This is a genomic window from Mesoterricola sp. JemC181 (genome assembly GCF_055384585.1).
The window spans coordinates 2,034,267-2,059,317 of sequence record NZ_AP045076.1 but is presented as its reverse complement, the minus strand read 5'-3'; the positions used below and the strand labels follow the sequence as shown (position 1 = coordinate 2,059,317).

18 protein-coding genes and 1 pseudogene are annotated in these 25,051 nt (G+C 72.0%); 4 read left to right on the top strand and 15 right to left on the bottom strand.

Annotated features, from left to right (window positions below; genetic code table 11):
* The first annotated feature begins 92 nt into the window (after positions 1–92).
* Together ppdK and ACZ5MC_RS08960 are read left to right on the top strand one after the other, a co-directional pair.
* Positions 93–2,816 (top strand): pyruvate, phosphate dikinase, encoded by a 2,724-nt coding sequence (ppdK, locus tag ACZ5MC_RS08965; RefSeq protein WP_464517567.1) that lies wholly within the window; start codon positions 93–95, stop codon positions 2,814–2,816.
* A 101-nt stretch (positions 2,817–2,917) separates the two neighbouring features.
* Complete coding sequence (locus tag ACZ5MC_RS08960) at positions 2,918–3,517, top strand: 5'-methylthioadenosine/S-adenosylhomocysteine nucleosidase family protein (protein ID WP_306602322.1); 600 nt, start codon at positions 2,918–2,920, stop codon at positions 3,515–3,517.
* 168 nt (positions 3,518–3,685) lie between these two features.
* Here ACZ5MC_RS08960 and ACZ5MC_RS08955 read toward each other — a convergent pair.
* Positions 3,686–5,815, bottom strand: a pseudogene (locus tag ACZ5MC_RS08955) (ComEC/Rec2 family competence protein); the annotation flags it as partial.
* A 61-nt stretch (positions 5,816–5,876) separates the two neighbouring features.
* On the opposite strand from ACZ5MC_RS08955, the gene ACZ5MC_RS08950 reads away from it, so the two are divergent.
* Both ACZ5MC_RS08950 and ACZ5MC_RS08945 read left to right on the top strand, forming a co-directional pair.
* Positions 5,877–6,566, top strand: a complete 690-nt coding sequence (locus ACZ5MC_RS08950) for a hypothetical protein (protein ID WP_306599987.1) — start codon at positions 5,877–5,879, stop codon at positions 6,564–6,566.
* 39 nt (positions 6,567–6,605) lie between these two features.
* Positions 6,606–8,396, top strand: a complete 1,791-nt coding sequence (locus ACZ5MC_RS08945) for a hypothetical protein (RefSeq protein WP_306599986.1) — start codon at positions 6,606–6,608, stop codon at positions 8,394–8,396.
* Here ACZ5MC_RS08945 and ACZ5MC_RS08940 read toward each other — a convergent pair whose 3' ends face one another.
* From ACZ5MC_RS08940 to ACZ5MC_RS08875, 14 genes are all read right to left on the bottom strand, one after another.
* On the bottom strand, positions 8,397–9,380 hold the full coding sequence (locus ACZ5MC_RS08940; RefSeq protein ID WP_464517566.1) for a DUF2344 domain-containing protein: 984 nt from the start codon (positions 9,378–9,380) through the stop codon (positions 8,397–8,399).
* Positions 9,381–9,716: 336 nt separating this feature from the next.
* Positions 9,717–10,781, bottom strand: coding sequence for a hypothetical protein (locus ACZ5MC_RS08935; protein ID WP_306599984.1), 1,065 nt, complete (start codon positions 10,779–10,781; stop codon positions 9,717–9,719).
* Position 10,782: 1 nt separating this feature from the next.
* Positions 10,783–11,598, bottom strand: a complete 816-nt coding sequence (locus tag ACZ5MC_RS08930; protein ID WP_306599983.1) for a helix-turn-helix domain-containing protein — start codon at positions 11,596–11,598, stop codon at positions 10,783–10,785.
* Positions 11,595–12,533, bottom strand: coding sequence for an AAA family ATPase (locus ACZ5MC_RS08925; RefSeq protein ID WP_464517565.1), 939 nt, complete (start codon positions 12,531–12,533; stop codon positions 11,595–11,597). Before ACZ5MC_RS08925 ends, ACZ5MC_RS08930 begins: the two co-directional genes overlap by 4 nt.
* Complete coding sequence (locus ACZ5MC_RS08920) at positions 12,533–13,744, bottom strand: sigma-54-dependent transcriptional regulator (RefSeq protein WP_306599981.1); 1,212 nt, start codon at positions 13,742–13,744, stop codon at positions 12,533–12,535. The genes ACZ5MC_RS08925 and ACZ5MC_RS08920 overlap by 1 nt, the downstream gene beginning before the upstream one ends.
* A 3-nt stretch (positions 13,745–13,747) precedes the next feature.
* Positions 13,748–15,109 carry a bifunctional type I 3-dehydroquinate dehydratase/shikimate dehydrogenase gene (locus ACZ5MC_RS08915; protein WP_306599980.1) on the bottom strand — a complete coding sequence of 454 codons (1,362 nt, stop codon included), beginning with the start codon at positions 15,107–15,109 and terminating at the stop codon, positions 13,748–13,750.
* The gene (mazG, locus tag ACZ5MC_RS08910) at positions 15,109–15,906 is read right to left on the bottom strand and encodes a nucleoside triphosphate pyrophosphohydrolase (RefSeq protein WP_306599979.1); all 798 of its coding nucleotides are present in this window, start codon (positions 15,904–15,906) and stop codon (positions 15,109–15,111) included. Before mazG ends, ACZ5MC_RS08915 begins: the two co-directional genes overlap by 1 nt.
* A 28-nt stretch (positions 15,907–15,934) precedes the next feature.
* Positions 15,935–18,067: a TonB-dependent receptor gene (locus ACZ5MC_RS08905; RefSeq protein ID WP_464517564.1), complete on the bottom strand. Its 2,133-nt coding sequence runs from the start codon at positions 18,065–18,067 to the stop codon at positions 15,935–15,937.
* Entirely contained in the window at positions 18,064–18,759 is a 696-nt protein-coding gene (locus ACZ5MC_RS08900) for a tetratricopeptide repeat protein (RefSeq protein WP_306599977.1), read from the bottom strand. The genes ACZ5MC_RS08905 and ACZ5MC_RS08900 overlap by 4 nt, the downstream gene beginning before the upstream one ends.
* Positions 18,760–18,846: 87 nt before the next feature.
* Complete coding sequence (locus tag ACZ5MC_RS08895; RefSeq protein ID WP_306599976.1) at positions 18,847–19,599, bottom strand: LytR/AlgR family response regulator transcription factor; 753 nt, start codon at positions 19,597–19,599, stop codon at positions 18,847–18,849.
* Positions 19,590–20,576, bottom strand: a complete 987-nt coding sequence (locus ACZ5MC_RS08890; protein ID WP_464517563.1) for a sensor histidine kinase — start codon at positions 20,574–20,576, stop codon at positions 19,590–19,592. The genes ACZ5MC_RS08895 and ACZ5MC_RS08890 overlap by 10 nt, the downstream gene beginning before the upstream one ends.
* A 77-nt stretch (positions 20,577–20,653) precedes the next feature.
* Positions 20,654–22,042: an FAD-binding oxidoreductase gene (locus ACZ5MC_RS08885; protein WP_464517562.1), complete on the bottom strand. Its 1,389-nt coding sequence runs from the start codon at positions 22,040–22,042 to the stop codon at positions 20,654–20,656.
* 12 nt (positions 22,043–22,054) lie between these two features.
* The gene (locus ACZ5MC_RS08880) at positions 22,055–23,068 is read right to left on the bottom strand and encodes a DUF1338 domain-containing protein (protein ID WP_306599973.1); all 1,014 of its coding nucleotides are present in this window, start codon (positions 23,066–23,068) and stop codon (positions 22,055–22,057) included.
* 61 nt (positions 23,069–23,129) lie between these two features.
* Complete coding sequence (locus ACZ5MC_RS08875; protein ID WP_306599972.1) at positions 23,130–25,049, bottom strand: aconitase family protein; 1,920 nt, start codon at positions 25,047–25,049, stop codon at positions 23,130–23,132.
* Positions 25,050–25,051: the final 2 nt, after the last annotated feature.

The following is a 25,051-nucleotide window of genomic DNA, read 5'->3' as shown; positions in this document are numbered from 1 at the left end:
TTATGACGACTGCCCGGTCCGGAATTAAGGCAGGACTTTTCCCGTCAGTCGGCTAGACTGGAGCCTAATTTGGTTTTTTCTCCGAGGAGCTTATGACAAAACACGTATACACCTTTGGCGGAGACCGGAACGAGGGCAACGCGACCATGCGTAACCTCCTCGGCGGGAAGGGCTGCAACCTCGCCGAAATGGCCGGCCTCGAGATCCCCGTGCCCCCCGGTTTCACCGTCACCACCGAGGTCTGCACCCTCTACATCGCGGGCGGCCAGACGCTTCCCCAGGACGTCAAGGCGCAGGTCCTGGAGTCCCTCAAGTGGCTCGAAGGCAACCGCGGCCGCAAGCTGGGCGACGTCGAGAACCCCCTCCTCCTTTCCGTGCGTTCGGGCGCCCGCGTCTCCATGCCCGGCATGATGGACACCGTCCTGAACCTGGGCCTCAACGACCAGACCGTCGAAGGCCTGGCCAAGGCCAGCAACAACCCCCGCTTCGCCTACGATTCCTACCGCCGCTTCATCATGATGTACTCCGACGTGGTCCTGGGCGTTCACAAGGACCTCTTCGAGCATGAGATCGAGAAGCTCAAGGCCAGGACCGGCAAGAAGCTCGACACCGCCATCACCGCCGAGGAGTGGAAGGACCTGACCGTCGTCTTCAAGGCGATCGTCCAGAAGGAACTCGGCAAGCCCTTCCCCCAGGATCCCATCGAGCAGCTCTTCGGCGGCATCTGCGCCGTGTTCGACAGCTGGGAGACCGACCGCGCCAAGATCTACCGCCGCCTGAACCGCATCCCCGACGACTGGGGCACCGCCGTCAACGTCCAGACCATGGTGTTCGGCAACATGGGCGACGACTGCGGCACCGGCGTGGCCTTCACCCGCGACCCCGGCACCGGCGAGCCCTACTTCTACGGCGAATACCTGATCAACGCCCAGGGCGAGGACGTGGTCGCCGGCGTGCGTACCCCCCAGCCCATCACCAAGGCCCAGGCCGAGGGCACCGGCCACACGTCCTTGGAAGTGGCCATGCCCGCGGCATTCACTGAACTGCTGGCCACCTGCAACCGCCTTGAGCGCCACTTCAAGGATATGCAGGACATCGAGTTCACCATCGAGCGCGGCAAGCTGTTCATGCTGCAGACCCGCATCGGCAAGCGCACCGCCCTGGCCTCCATCCGCATCGCCATCGACCTGGTGGACGAGGGGATGATCGACAGCAACACCGCCCTGACCCGCATCGATCCCGACAGCCTCAACCAGCTGCTGGCCCCCGTGTTCGATCCCAAGGAGAAGGCCTCCTTCAAGAAGGACGGCAAGCTGATGGCCAAGGGCCTGAATGCCGGCCCCGGCGCCGCCGCCGGCCGCATCGCCCTGAGCGCCGAGCAGGCCGAAGAGCTGGCCAAGACCGGTCCCGTCGTCCTGGTCCGCATCGAGACCTCCCCCGAGGATCTGGCCGGCATGGTCGCCGCCAACGGCATCCTCACCGCCCGCGGCGGCATGACCAGCCACGCGGCCGTGGTCGCCCGCGGCATGGGCAAGCCCTGCGTCTGCGGCGCCTCCGCCCTGAACATCGACGTCAAGGCCGGCACGGTCAACGTCGGCGACATCACCCTCAAGGCCGGCACCGACTTCATCTCCATCGACGGCTCCACCGGCGAGATCTTCGCCGGCCAGCTGAGCGCCTTCCCCTCCGAAGTGAACCAGGTGCTCGTCGAGAAGAAGCTCAAGGCCGAGGACAGCGAGCTGTTCGGCCGGTTCATGAAGATCATGACCTGGTCCAACGCCGTCCGTAAGCTCAAGGTCCGCACCAACGCCGACACCCCGCACGACTCCGACGTGGCCCGCGCCTTCGGCGCCGAGGGCATCGGCCTGTGCCGCACCGAGCACATGTTCTTCGAGGGCGAGCGCATCATCGCCGTGCGCGAGTTCATCCTCGCCAAGGACCTGGAGGCCCGCAAGGAAGCCCTCAAGAAGCTCCTGCCCATCCAGCGCCAGGACTTCGAAGGCATCTTCGAGGCCATGAACGGCCTGCCCGTCACCGTGCGCCTCCTGGATCCCCCCCTCCACGAGTTCGTGCCCCACGACGAGGCCGGCCAGCTCGAAATGGCCAAGGTCATCGGCGTCAGTGCCGCCGAGGTCAAGCACCGCGTGGAGAAGCTGCACGAGTTCAACCCCATGATGGGCCACCGCGGCTGCCGCCTGGGCATCACCTACCCCGAGCTCATCCGCATGCAGATGCGCGCCATCAGCGAGGCCGCCATCGCCGTGGGCCGGAAGGGCATCGTCGCCCTGCCCGAGGTCATGGTTCCCCTCATCGGCACCGTCAAGGAGCTGGCCTTCACCAAGGCCGAGATGCTGGACGAGCTGGCCGCGGTGAACAAGGAGCAGGGAACCGATTTCAGCTGCCCCATCGGCACCATGATCGAGATCCCCCGCGCCGCCATCACCGCCGACAAGGTCGCCACCGAGGCCGAGTTCTTCTCCTTCGGCACCAACGACCTCACCCAGATGGGCTTCGGCTACTCCCGCGACGATTCCGGCTCCTTCCTGCCCGAGTACGTCTCCAAGAAGATCCTCGAGGACGACCCCTTCCAGAGCCTCGACCAGGAAGGCATCGGCGAGCTGGTCCGCATCGCCTGCGAAAAGGGCCGCTCCACCCGCCCCGGCATCAAGCTGGGCGTCTGCGGCGAGCACGGCGGCGACCCCCGTTCGGTGAAGTTCTTCCACCGCGTGGGCCTGAACTACGTCAGCTGCAGCCCCTACCGCGTGCCCATCGCGATCCTGGCCGCCGCCCAGGCCGTCCTGGAAGAGAAGAAGTAGTTCCTGCGGCAGACAGATGAAAAGGGGCGCCCAGGCGCCCCTTTTCATTTGGGGGCCAGGAGACCGGAGCAACCCGCAAGGCCCTGTCGTACCATGGGCCCATGCCCCCCCGCCCCTCCCTCCTCCTCGCAGCCTTCCCCCCCGAACTCGCCGGGTGGGACGCCACCCCTCCCGCCGGCTGGCGGGTGGCCTGCACCGGCGTCGGGGCGCTCACGGCCGCGGTGGCGACCGTTCGGTTGCTGTCGGAGCTGGATCCGGAACGCGTCCTGTTCGTGGGCACCTGCGGGTCCTACGACGCGCGGCTCCAGCCGGGGGACGCCGTCTGGGCCTCGGAGGCCCTGGCCATCTCCCTGGATGAGCTGGAGGGGCGGGCCTACCGGCCGGCCATCGAAGTCGTCCGGTGGCCCGCGACCCTCGTGCCGGCCCTGCCCTTCCCGGCCCATTCCGTGGCGGTGCCGCCGGGAATTACGCGCACGGAGGAGGGGGCGCGGCGCCTGGGGGAGCTGGCGGCCGTGGAGCACCTGGAGCTCACGGGGGTCTTTGCGGCCTGCGCGGAGGCGGGCGTGCCCTGCGGGGCCGTGCTGGCGGTGGCGAACCGCGTGGGGCCCGAGGCGCACCGGGAGTGGCGGGAGAACCATGAGCGGGTGAGCCGGGAGCTGATGGCGCGCCTGGCTGGGCTGGGGGTCTTCGGGGGGCGGTGAGGCCAGGAGGAGGCTCCGGCCCCTGCCCGTCTCCACGAGCCAGCCCGCGGGCACGGCCTCGGCGCGGATGCCCAGGCAGTCCCCGGTGACGAACAGGTGGGCGCCGGCCAGGGCTTCCAGGGCCTCGGGGTGGGGGTGGCCGAAGACGTTGCCGCGGCCGGCGCACACCAGGGCCAGCCGCGGGTCCAGGGCCGCGGTCCAGGCGGATCCGGAGGCGCTGCGGCTGCCGTGGTGGCCGGCCTTCAGGAGCCGTCCGGGGGCGGGGGGACCGGGGTCCCCCAGGTCCAGGAGGTCGCGCTCCTGGGTGGCCAGGGCGTCGCCCATGAGCCAGAGTTCCCGGCCGCGCCAGGCCACGCGCAGGACGAGGGAGTTCATGTTCACGTCCCGCAGGGCCATGGGGCCCGGCGGCCACCGCACGGAGAAGGAGGCCCCGCCGCGGTTCCACGCGTCGCCGCGGCGCAACGGGAGGGCGCGTAGCCGGGAGGGCGCGGCGCCGAAGGGCTCCCACTTCGCCGGGGCCATGGCCGGCCGGCTCACCGAGGCCAGGGGCCAGAGGCTCTCCAGGGCCTCCCACCCGCCGGCGTGGTCCTGATGGGGATGGGTGAGGATGAGGTGGAGGGGCTCCCGGACGCCGCGCCGGGCCAGGACCCGCGCGATCCTCCGGGCGGAGCCGGCGTCGGGGCCGGTATCCACCAGGGTGGCGTCGCCGCCCGGGACGCGGATCAGGAGGGCATCGCCCTGGCCGACGTCCAGGGCCTCGATGCTCAGGGCGCGGGGAGGGCTTCCGGTGCCCCTGGAGGCCAGCAGACCCAGGGAGCCCGCCACCAGGGCCGCGGTGAGCCAGCGGGTGCGGCGGAACCCGGCATGGAGCTGCGCCAGGAGGACCCAGCCCAGGCCCAGGGCGGCCCAGGGCCAGAGGGTGCCCGTGGCGAGGGGGACGACGCGGGCGAAGGCGGGCACCAGGGTCCCGCCCACCCAGGCCAGGACGTGGCCGAGGGGCGCCACGGCCCAGGGCGCCGGCAGGAAGACCAGGGCGAGGCACAGGAGCGCCAGCACGGCCACCACGGGAAGGAGGGCCAGGTTGGCGGCGGCGGACCACAGGGGAGCGCCCCCGTGGAACAGGGCCAGCAGGGGCAACGTGGAGAGCCAGGGGGCCAGCACCCTCGCCAGGGGCCCGGCGAATCGCCCCGCCAGCGGCCCCAGGAGCCCGGCCAAGGGGCGGCTGCCCCACAGCAGGCCGGTCAGGGCGAGCCAGGACAGGAGGAAGCCGGGATCGCACCCGGCCGCGGGGTGGACCAGGAGCCACGCCACCAGCGCGCCGTGGAGGGTCACGACCTGGGGGACCTTCCACCCGGTGCCCCTGGCCGCGGCCCAGGCGAGGCCCATGAGGAAGCCGCGCCACACCGGGGCGGTGAACCCCACCAGGGCGCAGTAGGCCAGGCCCCCCGCCATGGCGGCGGCGGGGCTGCCGCGGCCCAGGGCGCGCCGCCACAGGGCCTCCAGGCCCGCCATGACGAGGGACACCTGCAGTCCGGAGACGACGAGGGTGTGGATGGTCCCGCTCTGGACGAAGGGGCTGAAGGCCTCCCCGTGGGCGGGAGGGATGCCCAGGGTGAGGGCGCCCCAGAGGTCCCGGGCCGGGGCGGAGAGCGGCAGCGCGAGGAACCTCGCGTGGACCCAGGCGCGCAGCGCCAGCAGCGGGGAGGGCCGGGGCGGGCCCAGGACCTCCAGCACCAGGGACGAGGGCAGGCGCAGCCTCCGGGGGGCCCCCGCCTCCCGGGCGCGCCACCGCGGGCGCTCGGCGAGGAACCCGGGGCCTGCCTCCACCCGCTGGAGGTCGGCCCCGAAGGCCACGGGGGTGCCCGGCGGGGGCGGCGGCACGCCCGAGGCGGGAAGGTCCAAGGGAAGCGCCAGGCCCCGCAGGGCCTCCGGCGCTTCGACGCGCAGGGCCCCGGCCCGGGAGCGGCCCCGCAGCGCCCAGGGCGCCGCCAGGACGCCCCGGATCCGCGCGGGCCCCGCGGGAAGCGCGCATTCCCACCGGGCCAGGCGCCCCAGCCCGCCCAGGGTGCCCCAGGCCAGGGCGATGGCCAGGCAGAGCCCGATCCAGCGCCGGCGCGGCGCCAGGGGCAGGGAACAGGCCACGGCGGCCCACCCCGCCAGCCGCGCCCCCAGGGGGAGCCTGCCGTCCCAGGCTTCCGGCAGGGCCCACGGAACGGCGCAGGCGGCCCCCAGGGCCCAGGGAAGGGCCCAGAAACCGTCGCCGCTCAGGCGCTGCCAAAGTTCGTCCCGGGAAAGCATGGAGCCGAGTCTACGCGAGGGGGCGATCCATGAGAAAATGGCTGTTCATGCGGGATTCCAAGTGATCCGAAACCACCTTTTCAACGTCGCCGCCTGCCTCGCCGTGTCTTGGGCCTCCCTGGGCGCCTGGAGCCCCGCCTTCCATGAAGTGCAGACAGGGCGGGCCGCCCGGCTCCTGCCCAAGCGCATGGCGGCCTTCCTCGCCACCCACGCGAGGGAGCTCGTCAGCGGCGCGCGGGGGCAGGCCAACGACCAGGTGCCCACCGTGGAGGACGTGGAGGAGCAGTTCCGCCGCATCGTGGCCCTCACGGAGGATCACAAGCGGCCGGAGCGCATTGCCAGGGAGCTGGGCGTCCTGGCCCACCAGGTCCAGCTCCTCATGGACCCCTCGGCGGTGGTGGGCGTATCGTCGCTGCGGGAGTCGTTCCAGGCCTACGGCGACGAGAAGCTTCCGAAGCTCGTGCTGAGCCGGGAGCCCTTCTGGGCGGTCACGTCTCCCCTGGACCCCCGGCCCAGGCTGGTGCAGTGGGCGCAGGTCAAGTTCGACCGCAACCAGGCGCTCCAGGAATGCTTCGACGAGGCGACCGGGCGCAGGAAGGGGGGATGGGACGAGCTTTCGGTGCCCTTCGCCCAGCTCCAGCTTTCCTATTCCAATGGGATCAACGGCACCGCCAATATCTGGATCCAGTTGTGGCGGGCCGTCGGCGACCAGTGGGACGCCCCCGGCGATGAAAGCATAGCCAGGGACTAGTCTTTTCGATATCTTCCTATCATCACCATGGAGACAGGAATGGCCTCGTATACCCGGCTCGGCTCGTACATGCTTTCCAGTGAACTCACGGCCGACCCCATCGGCAGGATCCACCGCGGGCTCTCCCTTTCCGGCAGCGCCTTCGAGAAGCACCACCTGCTGCGGACGTTCACCGACGAGCTCGTGGACGCCGGCATCGGCGCCCGCATGGGGGAGGCCGCGCGGGTGGCCGGAATCCTCGCCGGCAGCCGCGGCTTCGGCGCCAACTACCATGCCGAGCCCGGCAGGACGCCCCACGTGGTCTGCGACTACGTGCCCGGGCGCAGCCTGGCGCAGGTGCTGAGGAAGACCCGCGAGGAGCAGATCCCCCTGGGGGTGGACCATTCCCTTTCCGTGATCCAGGGCCTGGCCATGTCCCTCATGGCGCTGGCCGCCAAGGATCTCCACCACGGCGCCCTGAGCCCCCACAGCATCTGGGTGAGCTTCGAAGGCGCCACGCAGATCGTCGACGCGCCCTACGCCGGCATCCTGGCGGGGCTCCTGCCCAAGGCCAAGGGGCTGGAAAAGGAACTCGCCCCCTACCGCGCGCCGGAAGCCAGGAGCCCGCTGCAGCAGGACCTCTTCGCCCTGGGCGCCGTGCTCTTCGAGCTGCTGACCCTGGAGAAGCTCCCCGCGCCTGAAGCCATCCCCGCGGCGCTGTCCCGCGCCACGCTGAAGGCGGCCATGGAGGACGGCCCCCTTCCGGCCGAGATCGCGGGCCTCCTGAACCGGCTGCTGGTGGACCCCTCCGCCTTCCCTTCCATGGGCGAATTCAACAAGGAGCTCGAGCGCGTCCTCTACGACGGCGACTACAGCCCCACCACCTTCAACATGGCCTTCTACATGCATACGCTCTTCCGCGAGGAGGCCGAACAGGACGGCCAGTCCATGAAGGCGGACCAGGGCGTGGACTACACGCCGTTCCTGCCTTCCGAGGGCGCGTCGCGCAGCGTCCTGGTCAACGCCGACGGGCAGAGCCGGGTGAAGTACTTCGTCTACGCCGGCGCGGCCGCCGTGGCCATCCTCGGATTCTTCGGCTACAAGTACCGCGAGCTCCGGTCCGAGAACAACGCCATCCAGGTCAAGCTCGCCGAACTCCAGCAGCTGAAGGCGGCGAACGAGAACAAGCTCATGGACATCGCCAAGCAGGAGGAGTCCCAGAGGATCCTGCAGGAGCAGCTCGCCAAGAAGGCAACGGAGGCCAAGACCACCGAGGAGCGCGCCAAGGCGAAGAAGGACCTGGAGGAATCCAAGGCCAAGGCCCTGGAACTGGGCCGTCAGAAGGACGAGGCCCTGAAGAAGCAGCAGGAGTTGACCAACCAGGGCAACACCATCGCCCTCAACGCCCAGAAGGCCGCGCCCGCGCCGCAGCCCGCGCCGCCGCCGGCGCCGGCCCCCGCCAAGCAGGAAGCCCCGGCCCCGGCGGTGGTGGCCACTCCCGCGCCCCAGGCGCCGCCCCCCGCGGCCGCCGCGCCCGCGCAGCAGGAGGCGGTGGAGACGCCCGCCGCCCTCGTGCGCCGCGTCAGCCCCACGGCGCCCCGCATCGCCAACAAGGCCTTCCTGCCCGCCAATGTCCGGGACAGCGACATCAAGGTGATCCTGAAGATCTTCGTGGACGCCCAGGGACACCCCGTGAAGGTGGTCATCGTGCAGGGCGTGGCCGGGCCCTTCGGCTACAACGACGCCGCACAGAACGCCGCCCTGGCCTCGGGCTACGCCCCGGCCACGAAGAACGGCAAGCCCACCACGGGCTGGATGACCCTCGAATACAACTTCGGCAGGGCGAAGTAGCTACCCGCCCAGGATGATCGGATCGTCGTCGTCCCCGTCCACGATGCGGATGTGGGACCCGGCGTCCAGCAGGACGGCGTCCTCGAACATGTTGTGCAGCTTGGGTTCGTAGCGGTCGGCGTCCAGGAGGCGCGGGTCCGCGGCCAGCTGCAGCCCGGTGCGCTCCAGGGAGGCGACGCCGGCGGGATCGACTCCCAGGATCGCCCCCAGGAGCTTCTGCGGATTGGGGGCCTGGCCGGAGGCGATGCGGGTGGTGAAGGCCAGCGCGCCGTCCTTCCAGGCCATGGCCTCCACGAGGGAGCGGATCTCCACGCGCTTGACGCCCTTGTGGCCGCCGGTCTTGCCGGATTTCTCCATCTCGAAGCGTTCGGAGGCCATGAATTCCGCGGTGGCGAAGAGGGCCCGCTCGAGCAGGTCCGCAGGGCACTGCCAGCGCCAGGAGGCGGAGCGGCACAGGTCGGACACGGGCGACGCGTAGTTGGGGACGATCTCGCACTGGAGGACGGTGAGGCCCGCCGGCGCGTGGGCGTTGATGCAGCCGGGCAGTTCCGAAAGCGGCATCCCGGCCCCATGGGCCAGCACCGCGTCGGCCCATTCCCCCCGGCCGGGAACGCCCAGGGGCAGCGGGTGCCCCAGATGCAGGGCGGGCCGGGGCACCTTCTCGAGGCCCATGGCAAGCGGGAGCCCCGCGTCCAGGATGGCCCGGGCCAGCTGGGACGCCAGGGCCGGCGGGTGCTGCCCGCACGCGGGCTCCGAGACGGCGAAGCGGAGCCGGAGGGTCCTTCGGTTGGGATCCGTCTGCCAGCGGTTCATGCGGCGGGCCCTGGAGGTGGCCACGTCGGCCCGGAGCCGCGCGCGCACGGGCTCCCAGGCCGGCCCCGCGAGGCGGAGGAGGGCCAGGGCGTGTTCGAGCTGGCCTTCCAGCTCAAGCATTTTCAGAACCCGGTCCAGGGCGGCCGCTTCGGGCGGTCCGGTGGAAACCATGTCCTGGAAGGCCTTCAGCGGCGCATGTGCGGAATCTCGGGAGGCCTCGTCCATAGCGTTCCAGTGTAACCAGGGCTGGTGGCGGGTCCAGGGTCCGGGTTTTCCGCGAAGGCTGCTGATTTCTCGGTGGGGAATTCCAAAGTCGCCATGAGAATCAGGTAAGAGAAGGACTGCTGCGTTCTTTGTGCAGGGAAAATATTCACGGGTGGGATGGCCCAATTCCCTAATGGATACGCCATTCTTCCCAGATTTCCCCCGGATGATACAAGGCTCCGGGAAAAAATTGCCACGATTCACATCATGAATCGATGTTCACAGTGGCCAGGGGAAGCCGCGTCACTTGGGCTGCTTGGATTCCAGGAAGCGCTTGGCCTCCCGCCGGAGGATCTCGGCGACGCCCTTGTCCCTCATGAGGAGCTTCAGGTCCATGTCGATGAGGCGCTTGAGGAGGTTCAGGGAAAGGGCGATGGGCGTCTTGGGGTTGAGCACCAGGGCCTTCACGATGACGTATTTCTTGAGCCAGTCCCGGTTCGTGGCGATGATCCGGATGACTTCCTCGTTGATGGTGCGCATCTGCGCGATGAAGGCGATCTCCCCCTCGGTTATCCGCGGATTGCGGATCACGTTCACCTGGATGAGGCGGTTGGCCTCGCGGATGAGGAGGGTCCGCTCCTCCTTGCCGCCCTTGATGGCGAGCATGATCTTCTGGTTGGTGCGCAGGCGCATCACGCGCTTGGTGAGCGAGAGGGGGATCTCGTTGCCCTCTTCGTCCAACACGGGCGCCAGAATGGCCCGCACGGGGGCTTCCAGCTCCTCGGGCGTCTCCACCGGAAGGGGCAGCTCGGCCCAGGCCTTGTCGAGCCTGCCGGCCTCCACCTCGTCGATGATCTCCAGGCGCTCCTCGGCGACCTCCTTCGTCACCAGGCGCAGCACGTCCCGCCGGAACTCGTTGACCCGGCGCTTGATCTGGTACTCGGCCTCCGGATGGGTCTCCAGCAGATCCAGGATCACCGGGCGTTCCAGCCAGAGCACCTGGTTGTTCAGGGGGATCTCCAGCACGGCCCCCGGCAGGAACGGCACCACCCGCTCCATCCAGGCGGAGTTCATGTCCGGGTGCAGCAGGGCCGTCTCCAGCAGGGCCGGCTCCTTGCGGTGGATGAGGATGAGTCCCAGGGGATCGGGCGGATCCTGGGGCCCGAGGATGGCGTTGGAGAGCAGGCTCTCCGGCATGGCCTTCACGGTCTCCACCGCGGTGTCGGCGAAGGGGGTCTCCTTGAAGACGGCGTGGCTCAATGCCTGGAGCAGGTCGATGGGCGGAACCGGGAGATTGCCCGCCACCAGGGACCTGGCCATCGCCTCGGGCAGCTGGCCATCCACGAATTTCTGAACGATCAGATGCACGTCATTCCCCTTCCTGGTCGGTCTCCGGAGCCGTGGGCGGGTTCCTGGCCTCCGTGCTCTCGGGGACGATCCATTCCCCATTCTCGCCGAATTTCCCCGTCCACGGTTCGCCGACGGCGGTTCCGTGGCGGATCCTGCGGCCCGCGACGTCCAGCACCACGACGCCGCCGTTGTCCACGGTGATGGAGAAGGGCCCCTTCACCCGCAGGCGCCAGGGGTCCGACACGCGCAGGCTGCGCTTCTGGGCGGGGGCGCCGCCGGGGGCGACGGTCACCTCGCAGGTGTCCTGGGCGCGCAGGGACACCAGCACGCCCTCCTCGTTGACGGGCACTTCGGGCAGGACTTCGCCCACCACGGGATAGGGGCCCTCCGGCTCGGCGGGCTTCCAGCGCGCGGGGCCGGTGCGGTCCACCTGCACCTCGGCCTGGCCCCGGGGGCGGCGCAGGTTGCGCCCGGGCACCACGAGCCAGAGCACCAGCAGGAGCGTGCCGGCGCTGAGCGCGCCCATGAGGATGCGCTCCTGGTGCTCACGGCGCGGGTCGGGCGGTTCCTGCTCCACCAATCCGGGAAGCTGGTTCCACTGTTCGGAGTAGGCCTCGGGGTCCACCCCCAGGCGCTCGGCGATCTGGCGCGCGTAGGGCCGCTCCCGGCCCGGCGGGACCCGGTCCCAGGCCTCGGCCTCCACCGCCTCGAGGACACGCACGCTGAGGTTCAGGTCGAAGGCCAGGGCATGCAGGGAGAGCCCCTGGGCGATGCGGGCCTGCCGGATGGCGTCGCCGATGCCGGTGGCGTGGGGCGCCCCCTCCGGCCCGCTCAAGGCTTCCAGCCCACGGGGACCTCGGCCACCATCCGCCCCAGCTGCTCGCGCCGCTCGTCACGGTTGAGACGGCGGTCGTCCATGGTCCCGCGGTGGGCCATGGCGTCGCCCAGGGTGGACTGGAGGTCGTCGGGCGTCACGAAGTCCCTGCCGTCGAGCCAGGCCTCCGCCCGGGACAGCGCCAGCCAGTGCCCCGCGGCCCGGGTGGAGCAGAAGCCCCGGTTCTCGCGGATCCGCGCCACCACGCGCTCGGCGTAGTCCAGCGCGCCGTCGGAGGCCCGCACCTTGCGCACCTCGGCCCGGGCCCGGCGCCAGCCGTCCAGATCCATGGCCGGTTCCAGGGACTCCAGGATCCCGGAGCCGGCCTCGCCCCGCAGGACGAGCCGCTCCGAGACCGGATCGGGGTAGCCCAGGTGGAGGACGCAGGCGAAGCGGTCCATCTGGCTTTCCGGAAGGGGGAAGGTGCCCGAGGTGTCCATGGGGTTCTGGGTGGCGATGACGAAGAAGGGGTCGGGGAGCCGGTACGTGGTGCGGTCGAGGGTCACCTGGCCCTCCACCATCACCTCCAGCAGGGCGCTCTGGGTCTTGGGCCCGATGCGGTTCAGCTCGTCCAGGAGGACGACGTTCGCGAAGATCGGGCCCTGCTGGAACCGGAACGTCTGGCCCGCGGCCTCCCACAGGTGGATCCCCAGGAGGTCCGAGGGCAGGAGGTCGTTGGTTCCCTGCACCCGCTGGTAGGACCCGCCCAGGAGCCGGCTGAGGCCCTTGGCCAGGGTGGTCTTGCCCACGCCGGGGAGGTCCTCCAGCAGGAGGTGGCCGCCCGAGAGCAGCACGGCCACGGACCGGCGCACCGGCCCGTCCTTGCCCACCACCACCCGGGAGAGGCCCCGCAGGCCCGCCCTCACGAGCTCCCTCACGTCGTCAGGTCCGCTCATCAGTCGTCCTCCAGGGGAATGCCGTGCTCGCGCAGGGCCTTGGCGAGGGCCCTGGGCGTGAGGCCCAGCTCCCGGGCCAGGGCGGCCGGGTCGGACGCGCGGCCCTCCATGGCCCTGCGCAGAAGGACGCCCTCTGCGGCCCGGGACACGACGCCCAGCATGGCCTCCAGCGTGCCGGGCCCGGGAAAGGGCAGCACCATGGAGCTGCCGCGCCTGGCGCCGTCGGGCGGCAGCGCGGCGAGCACCGAACCCGCGGTGCCGCCCAGGGCCTGGGTCAGGCCCCAGGTGAGCTGCCTGAGGTTGCCGGGCCACTCGCGGTGGAGGAGGTCCTTCTCCATGGCCCGCTCCACGATGGGCACGGGCCGCCCCTCGCGCCTGGCGTGCAGCTCCAGGAAGGTGCGGAAGAGGGGCAGGATGTCCTCCCGGCGCTCGCGCAGGGGCGGCAGCCGGAAGGTGAGGACGCCCATGCGCAGCCGCACGGGCTCGGGCAGCGCCTCCGGGCTCCCGCAGCCGCCCATCCAGTGGACGCCCTGCCCCTCCGCGCCCTCCATGGCCGCGATGAGGGCGGGCGCCGGGAGCCCTTCCAGGCCTGCCACGTAGACGCTGCCGCCCCGGAGCAGCGCCAGCTCCGCGGGCCCGGGGGCGCCCTGTGCGCCATCCCACGCGAGGAAGGGGGCCTGGGGATGGCGCAGGGCATGGAGCCGGCGCGCCGCCCGGGCCTTGCCGGTGCCGGGTTCGCCGTGGAAGAGGACAGGCTCGGCGGAGCCCGCGGCCTTCACCAGGCCGCGCTCCAGGGCCGCCATGGCCGGGGAATGGACGACCCAGGGTTCCCGGGGGTCGGGCGGCGGGGCCATGCGCAGGCTGCGCAGGCGGTCCAGCACCGCGCCGAAGACATCCAGGTCGAAGGGCTTGGGCAGGAAATCGTCGGCGCCCCAGCGGATGGCCTCGACGATGTCGGCGGGCTCCCCGAAGGCGGACATGACCACGGCCCGCAGCGCGGGCTGGGCGCGCTTGGCGGCCTTCAGCAGCTCCAGGCCCGACATGGCCGGCAGCCGGAGATCGGTCACGAGGATGTCGAAGGCGCCCCCGGCCAGGGCCTGCAGGGCCTCCCGCGGGTCGCCCACCGCCGTCACCTCCCAGGGGCCGCTCTCCAGGGCCTGCACCAGCATCCTGCGGAAACTGTCCTTGTCCTCCACCAGCAGCACGCGCATGGCTCACCCGCCCCCGCAGCCGCGGATGAAGAGGTCCGACTGGGCCCGGGCCTGGCCCTCGAAGAGCGCGGCGCCTTCCACCAGGGGCAGCCCCGCCTCCCGCGCCCAGGCGGCAAATGCCGTGTCCTCCTTGTAGATCCATTCCACCGCCCACTTCGCGAAGGGCCGCGCGGCCTCCAGCAGTTCAGGGAAGGGCGCGGGATCGCCGGGCGCCATGCCCAGGGCCGTGGCCTGCACGATGCCCGCGGGGGCGAAGGCCTCCACGTCCCTCGCCGCCGTTCCCGGCTTCCGGGAGGCCTGCAGCACGGGCCAGCCGCGCTTCTCGAGCACCGCGCGGGTGGTGGCGGCAACGCCCCCGTCCCCCAGCACCAGCACGGGTCCGCGGGCCAGCCCGGCAAGGGCCGCGTCCAGGGCCTGGGCGTCGGTGTTGGCGGCCTCCCAGGGGGCGCCGGGGCCGCGCCGGAAGAGGGTGTTCAGCGGCGCGGGGAGGCCGGCCAGGGGCGGCAGGGTCTCCTTCAGGGGGGCGGTCAGGCTCGCGCCCAGCACGGGCAGGGCCTCCAGGGCCTCCAGGGCCTCCGCTGCGTCGCCGCATTCCAGGGGCAGGTAGAGCAGGTCCTTGAAGGCGGCCTGGAAGCGCGGGTTGTGGAAGGCCGGGCCCCGGGAGTGGAGCACCGGACTGCCCAGCACGCCGCACAGGCCGTGGCCCGCGTGGAGCCTGTGGCACCGCCACGCCAGCATCCGGGACAGGGGCACCTGGCCCGGCGCCGCGGCGGGGGCGTCGTCGGCGGCGGCGTAGGTGAAGGCGCCCCCCCAGGCGAACTGCAGGCAGCGGCTGGGGATCCCTTTGGGCCCCATGAGGAAGGCCGAGAGGATGACCTCGTGGTCGCGGGCCCAGGCCAGGGGGCCCTTGACCCGCGCGTTGTCGGCGAGGCGCCCGGCGCGGCCCACCCACTTGTAGGCGTCCCCGTCGGGCAGGTCCCGCAGGCGCGCGTCCAGGTCGAACACGCCCTCGCCCACGTGCACGGACCGCAGGATCCGAAGGTGGGAGCGGGCCTCCTCCAGCAGGGGGGGAATGGGCAGCTCCCATTCCAGGTCCAGCCACGCCGGACGGCTGCGGGCGGCCTCCACGAGGCGTTCGATCCGGGAGGCCTCGTCCCCGTCCCAGGCGCCGCCGTCCTCGCGGCGCCGGCAGGTCACCAGGCACTTCCGCCCCAGGGACCGCACCATCGCCTCGGCCGGGATGTCCGGGTAGAGGTCCAGGCGCACCTCCGGCAGGGCCTCGTCGGGGAGCCTGCGGCCGCAGGCCTCGGCGTCCTTCCAGTCGGGGTGGGTGAGGGTGACGAAGTAGGGCGGCGGGAGGGCCATCAGGACCCCTCCGCGGCCTTCTTGGCCCCCTGCCACGCGGCCTCCAGGCCGTCCAGGTCCTGGGCCTGCCACCCGCCGTTGCCCTCGGCGAAGTCCTCGACGGCGCGGAAGCGCCCCCTGAAGCGGTCCATCTGGCGGCGCAGGGCCCGGTCGGGGTCCACGCCCTTCTTGCGGGCCCACTGCACGAGGCTGAAGAGCACGTCGCCGAACTCGGACTCCACGCGGTCCAGGTCCGTTTCCGCCTGCAGCTCGCCGATCTCCTCCCGCACCTTGTCCAGCACGCCGTCCAGGTCGGGCCACTCGAAGCCGACCTTGGCGCAGCGCTTGCCGATCTCCATGGCCTCGTCCAGGGGGGAGAGGCTGGCGGGGATGCCCTCCAGGAGCCGCTTGCGGGTGTCCTGGCCGCGCCCGGTCTTCTCGTCCTTCTTGATGGCGGCCCAGTTCACCAGCACGTCGGCGGCGTTCTCCACCTCGACCTCGGCGAAGACGTGGGGGTGGCGGCGCACCAGCTTCTCCACCACCATCGCCTCCACGTCGTGGAGGTCCCAGGCGCCGCGCTCCTGGGCCAGCTGGGCGTGGAAGGCCACCTGCAGCCAGAGGTCGCCCAGCTCCTCGCAGAAATGCCGCTCCTTCTCGGGGTCCCCCGGCACATGGGCCGCCAGCGCGTCCAGGACCTCGGCGGCCTCCTCCCGGAGGAACCGGGCCAGGGACTGGTGGTCCTGCTCCAGATCCCAGGGACAGCCCGTTACGGGGTTGCGGAGGGCCTGCATCACGGCGCGGAGGGTGGTGGGCGTCATGCCCTAAAGGTACCAGAAATGCCGGGGGTCACCACGACAGCGAGAACCCCGCGACCAGGATCCTGCGGCTGAAGTAGCTCTCGTGGGCCCTGCGCACCGTGAAGTCGGGGTTGTAGCTGTAGCTGGCCACGTTGTGCCGGTCCAGGAGGTTCATGACCTCCAGGAAGGCCACGGCCCTTCCGGAACCCAGCGGGAACAGCCGCGTGAGCCGGGAATCCACGCGGGCGTATGCCGGCAGCCGTTCGCCGTAGCGGGCGCCCTCCAGGGGCGTGAAGCCTCCCTGGCCGTCGGGGAGGCCCCCCTCGACGGGGGTGAACGGGGCTCCCGTGGCGTAGCGCCAGGAGCCGGACCATTCCCACCCCGGGCGGATCGTCCAGGTGCCCACGGTGGTGAAGCTGTGGGGGACGCTGGTGGGCACGGGGCCCAGGGCGTACTGGTCGTCCTCGCGCCGGCGGGTGTCCAGGTAGCCGTAGCCAAGCTGGCCCCGGAAGGCGCCCTTGCGCGCCTTGAGGAGCAGGTCCAGCCCCCGGGCCACCCCGCGCCCGGTGCTCGCGTAGTGCAGCAGGGGGTCCCTCACCACCAGCGAGCCGTAGTCCTTCCGGTAGAGTTCCAGCCGGGCCTGCCAGGGCACCGGTGCGCCGTCGTCCCGCGCGTCGGCGCTCAGCACGGCGTGGGTGGCCCGCAGGGCGCGCAGGGCCGGGTTCCCCTGGTGGGGATCCAGCTGCGTGAGCGCGGGCATCTGGTGGAAGGTGCCCCCGGCGGCGAGGAGCGTGAGGCGGGGCCCCGCCTTGAAGGAGAGGGTGGCCCGGAGGTCCCGGGTGTTCTCGCCCAGGAGGCCGTAGCGGTCGGCGCGCCCGCCCAGGGACAGGCCCCAGCGTTCGCCGAGCAGGAACCGGAGCGTCAGGTAGCCTCCCGTCCGGGTGCCCTCGAAGCCGTAGCCGAAGGTCCTGGGGGCGGCCCCGGGACCCCAGTTGGACGTGTCGTAGGGAACCTGGCCCCGGGGGTCGAGGGAGGTGCGCGCGGCGTCCGCCCCGAATTCGAGGCCCAGGAGCGGGGAAGCCTGCACGACGACCTCGGCCCTGCCGAAGGTCTCCCCCTCCACCTGGTCCACGCCCCAGCGGTCGAAGGTCCAGGTCGAGGCGAAGCGGGTGTGGGAGGCCGCCAGGTTCAGCACGGCCAGGCTCCCCAGCCCCTGGGTCCAGCTGGCCGACAGGAAGCGCGTGTCGCTGCGGTTGGCGTAGACCGCCTCCAGGTTCTGGATCCGGTAGTCGAGGCCCAGGTGGTCCCGGGAGAGCAGGACGGTGGTGGAGAGCCTGCCGGTGGCCCCGAAGCTCCGCTGGTAGGACAGGTGCAGATCCTGGGAGGTGGGCGCCTCGGTGAAGTTCGCCGCCAGGCCGTACCACTTGTCCAGGGGCGTGGTGTCGGCATGGCGGTACGAGCCGCGCAGGATCCCTCCGGCCAAGGGTTCGTCCACCATGAGCCCCTGCCCCGCCAGGTCCAGCAGCAGGGTGCCGCCCCGGACCCGGGAGGCCGTCTCCGTGGACAGCTCCATCACCGCCGACAGGGCGTCCCCGTAGCGCGCCGAGAAGCCGCCCGGGACGAAGTTGAGGTGGGTGACCAGGGCCGTGTCCACCGAGGAGAAGATCCCCCCCTGGGTGCTCGGGTGGTGGAAGGGATGCTGGAGGTGCCCGCCGTTCAGGTAGATGCCCACCTCGCTGGGATTGCCGCCCCGCACGAAGAGCTCAGCGCCCTCGCTGGCGTTGCTCACTCCGGGCAGGGCCTTCACGCCCTGGAAAACATCGGCGGCGGCCCCGGGCGTGGTGTAGATCTCCAGGCGGGTGATGGCCGAGCCGGGGCCGTCGGTGCCGTACCCGGCGCCTTCCACCACCTCCACCACGGCCTCCTTCACTTCGGGCTCCAGGAGCACCAGGAGGGGCTTGCCGGGGACGATGGCCCGCACCTGGGGCTCCATGCCCCGGGCGGTGAAGGTGGCGGTGGCGTCCCCGCGGGTCAGGGGCAGTTTGAACCGGCCCTTGGCGTCGCTGCGGACGGCGTGGGCGCCCACGGTGACCACGGCGCCGGACAGGGGCTTGCCCCCCGGGCCCATGACGACGCCGGCCAGTTCCAGGGCGGCCTGAAGGACCTGCGCCGCGAGCATCATTTGGCGCCCACCTGGGGCAGCACGACGAACCGGGCGAAGCCGTAGGCCGGGTCCAGGGCCAGGGCCTTGTCCAGGTTCGCCCTGGCCTCCCCGGCCCGGCCCGCCTTGTGGAGCGCCAGCGCGAGCCAGGCGCGGCTCTCGGCCCGGCCCCAGCAAGGCGCCCAGGGATCCGCTGGGGCCTGCTCGCCGTCGGCGGCACGGGCCGCAGCCTCCAGGATGGGCAGGGCCTTTTCCGGACCGCCTCCGGCGAAGGCCGGCGTGTGGAGCGCGTGGATGCCCTGGAAGAGGAGCGCCCGCGGATTGCCCGGGGCGGCTTTCAGGGCCTGGGTGAACAGGCCGCTGGCCTGGGGCGAGAGGGTCATGCCCAGCATCGGCTTGAACCCCAGCTTCAGGCCGAGGCAGGCCCCGGCCAGGGCCAGGCTCTCCGCGTCCCTGCGGGGCTCCAGGGCCTTCAGGGTGCGGTCGAGGAGGGCCTCCATGGCCTTGGGCTCCTTGGCGCCCAGCTGGCTCACCAGTGCGTAGGCAAGGCAGGCGTCCCAGTAGGGACGGTCCTGGCCGGAGGCGGCCAGCTCGCCCTGCAGGGCGCGGATGGCGTCGGCCGGGAGCCGCTGGGCCCCCTGGAGGCGGACCGGGAGGTCCTGGGCGGACAGGGTCAGCACCAGGGCGGGTGCGAATGATGGAAGGTATCGCATGGGGGGCTCCTTGCCGCCCAGCTTGGCCCGGGGCCGGCGCCCCGGAAGGCACGAAGGGACCGGAGGCCGGAAAATCCCTCCGAAGGGCTACCCCAGCCTCCGGCGCAGCCCGGCCATGCGGTCCCGGCTCACGGGCACCCGGTCCCCGGTGTCCAGGCGGACCTCCCCGTTGCCTTCGGCCTCGGCCCGCAGCTCCCGCACCCGGGCCAGCGCCACCATGGCGCCCCGGTGGCAGCGGTAGAAGGCGGGCTGCAGGAGCGTCTCCAGCTCCTCCAGGGTGCGGCCCAGCATGAAGCGCCCCTCCGGGGTGTGCACGAAGAGCAGCCGGTTCTCGGTGACCAGATGGCTCACGTCGGCCCAGGCCAGCACCCGCAGGCCGCCCTTGGCCTGCACGGTGAAGCGCTCCGGGGCCTCCTGGCGGCGGGTGGCGGCCAGGGCCTGGAGCAGCGGGGCGAGGTCCCGGGCGGGCTCGAGGCGCGCTTCGACGCGGGCGAGGGTCTCCTCCAGGCGGGGCCGCGCCACGGGCTTGAGGAGGTAGTCCCAGGCCGCCCAGCGGAAGGCCTCCACCGCGTAGTCGGCGAAGGCGGTGACGAACACCACCGGCGGCAGGGGGAGCCCCTCGGCCGCGGCCTGCTCCAGGAGGCCGAAGGCCCCGGCCGGGGGGAACTCGATGTCCAGGAAGAGCACGTCGGGGCGGCACATGCGGAGCAGGTGCAGCCCCGCCCCGCCGTCCTCCGCCTCGGCCAGGCACACCGAGCCCGGGCGGAGTTCGCGCAGCAGGGACTTCAGCCTCAGGCGCCCCGGGGCCTCGTCCTCCACCAGGGCGTAGGTCAGGGGCACAGCCGCACCCATGCGACGCAGCCGGCCCGGGCCTCGGGCCACTCCAGGACCCCGCCCACGGCCGCGAGGCGGCTGCCCACCGCCGCCAGGCCCACCCCCGCGGGCGCGCCGGGGGCCCGGCCCACGCCGTCGTCCTCCACCCTCACCCCGGTCGCGTCCGCCGAGACGCTGAGGACGCAGGGCCCAACCTTGGGCCGGAAGCCGTGCTTCAGGCTGTTCTCCACGAGGGGCAGCAGGAGCAGGGGCGGGATCTCCCGGTCCGCCTCGGCCTCGGGCAGGTCCAGGCGCACCGCGAGGCGGTCCCCGAACCGCGCGCGTTCCAGGTCCAGCAGGAGCCCGATGAGGTCGAACTCCTCGCGCAGGGTCCAGCGGTCCCGGCCCAGGGCCTCCAGCATCCGGCGCAGGAAGGCCGAGAGGGTCTCCACCGCGGCCTCCGCCCCGGCGGGATCTCCCGGGATGAGGGCGGCGATGGCGTTCAGGGCGTTGAAGAGGGTGTGCGGGCTGAGCTGGGCCTTGAGGATCAGGATGTTGGCCTCGCCCCGGGCCCGCTCCAGGGCCCGCTCCGCCTCGGCGAGGCTCCGGGCCGTGTGGTAGGTGACGATGGAGCTCGATATGGAAAAGCCCAGGAGGTAGGACAGAAGGGCGGCGCCCGCGTTGTGGAAGAGGTTCACGCCCAGGACCGGGCGCACCAGGAGCCCGCAGGCCCCGAACAGCGCCGTGAAGAGCAGCAGCCAGCGCAGCTGCACCGAGACCAGGCTCGGCCCGGCCCGCCGAACCCACGCCGAGCCCAGTTCCAGGCCCGACCACATCACCAGCGTGAAGATCAGCCCCACCAGGCAGGACACCAGGGTCCTGCGCGGGGTCATGGGGGTCTGGAGCAGCGCGAAGGGAAGCCCGCTGAGAAGCCCCAGGGGCACGGCCTTGAGGAGCCACCGGAGGGGGACCTTCCGGATGGAGTTCGGGCTGCGGTCATCCATGGAGGAAGCCTACTTCCGAAGGCAGGAGGCTGGCGCGGGGAATCGTACCGGAGGCGGAAAACCGCCGACGAACGGCCTCACCAGAGCCGGGTGATGCCCAGGAGGCCGGCGGGGTCGAAGTGATCCCGGAGCGCGGCGCCCGCCGCCTTGACGGCCGGGGGGGTGTAGAGGTCGTGGTACTGCTGGTTGTGGGGTCCCACGCCGTGCTCGGCGCTGTAGCTGCCCTTGTGCTCCAGGACGGCGAGGTCGTAGACCTTGCGCTGGACCAGGGGCACCAGCTCGGCGGCCGGGACGGGGCTGTCGGCCTCGCGCCACACCAGGTTCAGGTGGGTGCCGCCGTCGCCCCAGTGGCCGAAGTCGCAGACCCGCATGAAGGGGTGGGCCTCCGCCAGCCAGCCCTTCACGGCCTCCGTGAAGGCGGGAAGGCTGGACCGGGGCACGGCGATGTCGAAGGCCAGGACCTTCCCCTCGCCGCGCAGGCTCTCGGAGACGTGGTGGCGGATGGCCCAGAACTCCGCGGGCTTGCCGAAGCGTGCGTCCAGGACGCCCTCGCCGTGGGCCTCCATGTGGGCTCCCAGGGCCTCCTCCAGGAGGGAAGCCAGGTCGAGGCTCGCCTCCGGCAGGGAGCTGGCCAGCTCCACCAGGGCCGTGTAGGGCGGCACCTCGTCGAAGGGGTTGCGCAGGGATTCCTGGTGCCGGAAGACGGCGGCCATGGCCTCCCCGGAGATGACCTCGTAGGCGGTGAACACCTCGAAGAGCCCGCCCTCCAGGCTGCGCAGCAGGTCCAGCACCGCCTCGCCGCCGGCCAGCGCCACCAGGGCCACGGCCCGCTGCCTGGGCAGGGGCGCCACCTGCAGCACCGCCCCCGTGACCACGCCGAAAAGGCCCGAGGTTCCGGTGAAGAGCTGCTTGAAGTCCAGGCCCGTGTTGTTCTTGCGCAGGGCCGAAAGGGTGTCGACGACGGTGCCGTCGGCCAGCACCACCTCGAGGCCAAGGAGGTTGCGGCGCACGTCGCCGTACCGCAGGAGCCGGGTGCCGCCGGTGTTGGTGGCGATCATTCCCCCGATCTGGGGGTCGGCCCCCAGGTCCACGGGGAAGTGCAGGCCGTGCCCGGCCAGGGCCTCGTTGAGGGCGCTGAGGAGGACGCCGCCGTCCACCAGGGCCGTGCGGTCCGTGGGGTCGATCTCCAGGCGCCGGTTCAGGCGCTCCAGGCTGAGCACCGCCATCTCCCCGCCGGCGTCGGGCACCGAGGCGCCCACGAGGCCCGTGTTGGCCCCCTGCACGATGACGCGCAGGCCCCTGGCGTGGCAGAACGCCATGAAGGCCGACACTTCGGCGGTGGTGGAGGGCCGCGCCACGAACCGGGCCCTGCCCTTCCCGTAGCGCCAGCCGGTTTCGTACTTCTCGAGTTCGGAGGGGTCGGCGAGCACCGCGCCCTGGCCCAGCAGGGCGGTGAGGTCATCCATCAATGCGTCCACTCAGAAGCTCCCGGGTGCGGTCATCTTGAATATAGCCTGGGCGTTGCCCGTGTCGAAGCCCAGATCCAGGCCGCCGCCGGGCAGGGGCCGGCGGGTGATGAACTCGAAGAACGAGCCCGGCACCGTCTTCAGCACCAGGTGGCCCTCGATGTCCCGGAAGGGCCGCTCCACCGGATCGGCCTGGAAGGCGGTCTGCAGGACCCGGCCGGTGGAGGAGACCTCGACGGTCTCCTTCATGGCCCGGCCCAGCTCCTTCTGCGCCACGGCCAGGGCCTCCACGTCGGCCACGCGGTCCGTGGCGTGGTTGAAGGCGTTGCCCTCGGTGGCGATCCAGGCCATCTCCGCGCTCTCCAGGTAGAGGATCCGGTAGTCGGCGAGGCTGGGGGCCGCGTGCTGCCGGTCGAAGCACGCCACCAGGTCGGGCAGGAGGGCCCGGGCGTCCTCCGGGGCCAGGCTCCCCTCACCGGCCAGCTCCGCCAGCCGTTCCAGGGCCCGGGGCGGCAGGGGGTCCCGGGAGGTGCCCAGCACCCGGGCCACGGCCGCCTGGAAGGCCGGGCTGAAGCTTTCGGGGTGGAGCTCGCTGAGGAAGAACTGGGGGATGTCCTCCGGCAGGTCCTGGTGGCAGTAGGCGCGGCCGGTCATGGAGAGCCGGTCCAGGGGGTAGACGTCGGCCAGGGCGTAGCCCAGGGGCCCCAGCACCCGCGTGATGGCGGCTTCCCCGGGGGGCAGCGGGCCGCTGGCCGCCAGGACGGTTCGCAGGGCGCCGTGGTCGAAGACCACCTTGCCGCCGCCGGCGACCACGTCCAGCACGTAGGCCCTCGCCGAGGGCACCCGCTCCTGCAGGTCCCGGAGGAGGGCGAGGTTCATGGCGAAGGCCAGCTGGGCCCGGGAGACCCTGGGCTCCCCCGGCGCCAGGAGGGCCTCCGGCACCGCCACGGAGGCCAGGAGGTCCCCGGTTCGGCGGGCGCCCAGCAGGGCTTCCAGAAGGGTCCGCAGGTTGGTGTCTGATTGCATTGAATGCTCCACAAGGGGGCCCGCGCGGGCCCCGTCCCTGTTTCTTCGATGCCGGTGGCGCCTAGGGGGTTCCCGCGAGCGCGTCGAATCCGCAGATGGCGCCGCGCAGGGCGCTGGCGGCCACCGTGGCCGGGCTCGCCAGCCACACCTGGCCGGGGCCGCTGCGGCCTGGGTTGTTGCGGTTGATGGCGCTGATGGTGACCTGTTCGGCCCGGGTGGAGACGCCGGGGCCGGCGTTGATGCAGGCTCCGCAGCCGGGGCCCAGGATGCGCGCGCCGGCCTCCTCGAAGGCGGCGAGCCAGCCCTGGGCCTCGGCGTGGGCCCGCACGTCCTCGCTGCCGAGCTGGATGAAGAACTGCACCTGCAAAGGCACCGTGAGGCCGTGGTCCAGGCCCCACCTCACCACCTCGTAGACCTTCTGCAGGTCGGCGCGCTTGGCGCCGGTGCAGCTGCCCACGTAGGCGATGTCCACGGGAACCTCGCGCTCCAGGGAATCCAGGGGCAGGCCGTTGCCCGCGAAGCCCGGCGACGCCAGCATGGGCACGACCTGGGAGCAGTCCACCTCCAGGCGGTCCGCGTAGGCCGCGCCGGGGTCGCTGGCCATCCAGGGCTCCAGGGCGATGCGGGCGCCCCTGCGCTCCTCCACGAAGCGGACGGTTTCCGCGTCCGGGGCCATGACGCCCGCGAAGGCGCCGAAGTCGGCGGCCATGTTGGTGAGGGTGGCGCGCTCGTCGATCTGCAGGGCCCCGAGGGCCTCGCCCGCGTATTCGATGATGTTCCCCCGCACGTGGCCGTCCCTGAAGAAGGGCAGCGTCAGGAGGTGGAGCACCAGGTCCTTGGCGTAGACGCCGGGCCTGAGCTTGCCGTCGAGGCGCACCAGGACGGTGGGGGGCACGGTGACCCGCACGTCCCCGGTGACCCAGGCCGAGGCGATGTCGGCGGCCCCCACCCCGAAGGCCAGGGCGCCCAGGGCGCCGCTGTGGGGGGTGTGGGAGTCGGTGCCCACGATAACCTGCCCGGGCAGGGCGTACCGCTCGGCCATGAGGACGTGGCAGATGCCCTCGCACCCGCCCTCGGTGACGTCCCCGTGGAGGCGGATGGCGTTGGCGGCGCAGAACTCCTCCTGGAGCTTCTTGATGCGCCGGGCCACTTCCATGAGCCCGGGCTGCCCTTCGTCCTGCGTGTAGAACCGGCCCATGAAGGTGAGGTGGTCGCGGAAGGCCAGGATGGTGCCGGGGTCCGCGAAGGGGATGCCTTCGCCCAGGCCCTTGCGGAGCATCGCCACGGCCAGCGGCGTGACGGTCTCGTGGGAGAAGCGCCAGTCCGCCTTCACCAGGAGCCCGTCGCCGGCGGCCACCGCGGGCAGGCCCTGGCCTGCCGCGGTCCGGGCGGCCCGGGCCAGGATCTTCTCCCCGTACGTCATGGGCCCGGGTTCACGGGCCGGCACGGGGATCTCCGCCGTCCCCTCGAGCCGGGCCCGGGTGAAGTCGAAGATCCCGCCATGGCGGACGATCTCGGCGGTGAGCGGGTCCAGGCCCTCGGTGAAGGCGGCCATGGGGATGGCCTCCCCTGCGCGGATGCGGTCCACCAGGGTCATGTCCGTGGAGGTGAGAAGGCCCAGGGAATGGCAATAGAGGCGGTAGCCGGGGTCGAAGCTCTCGGCGATGACGATGCGGATGCCCGAGGCGCGCTCGGCGTAGGGACCGGCCTCCCGGGGACTGCCGATGCCGTGGCGCTTGCCGGAAACCGCAACCTCGAACCCGCCCCGGCGCACGAAGCCTTCATGGACGGGGAAGGCCCCGTCGCAAAGGAGGCCCAGGTAGGGGAAGTCCTCCAGCCGCTGGCCGAAGTAGTAGCACACCCAGCCCGGGGCGATCTCGTCCACGGACACGTAGTCCCGCAGGCGGACCTGCTCCAGGGGGAGATCCTCCCCCTGGAACTGTCTCTGCAGACCGGCGGGGTCTCCGCACAGGAGAAGCACCC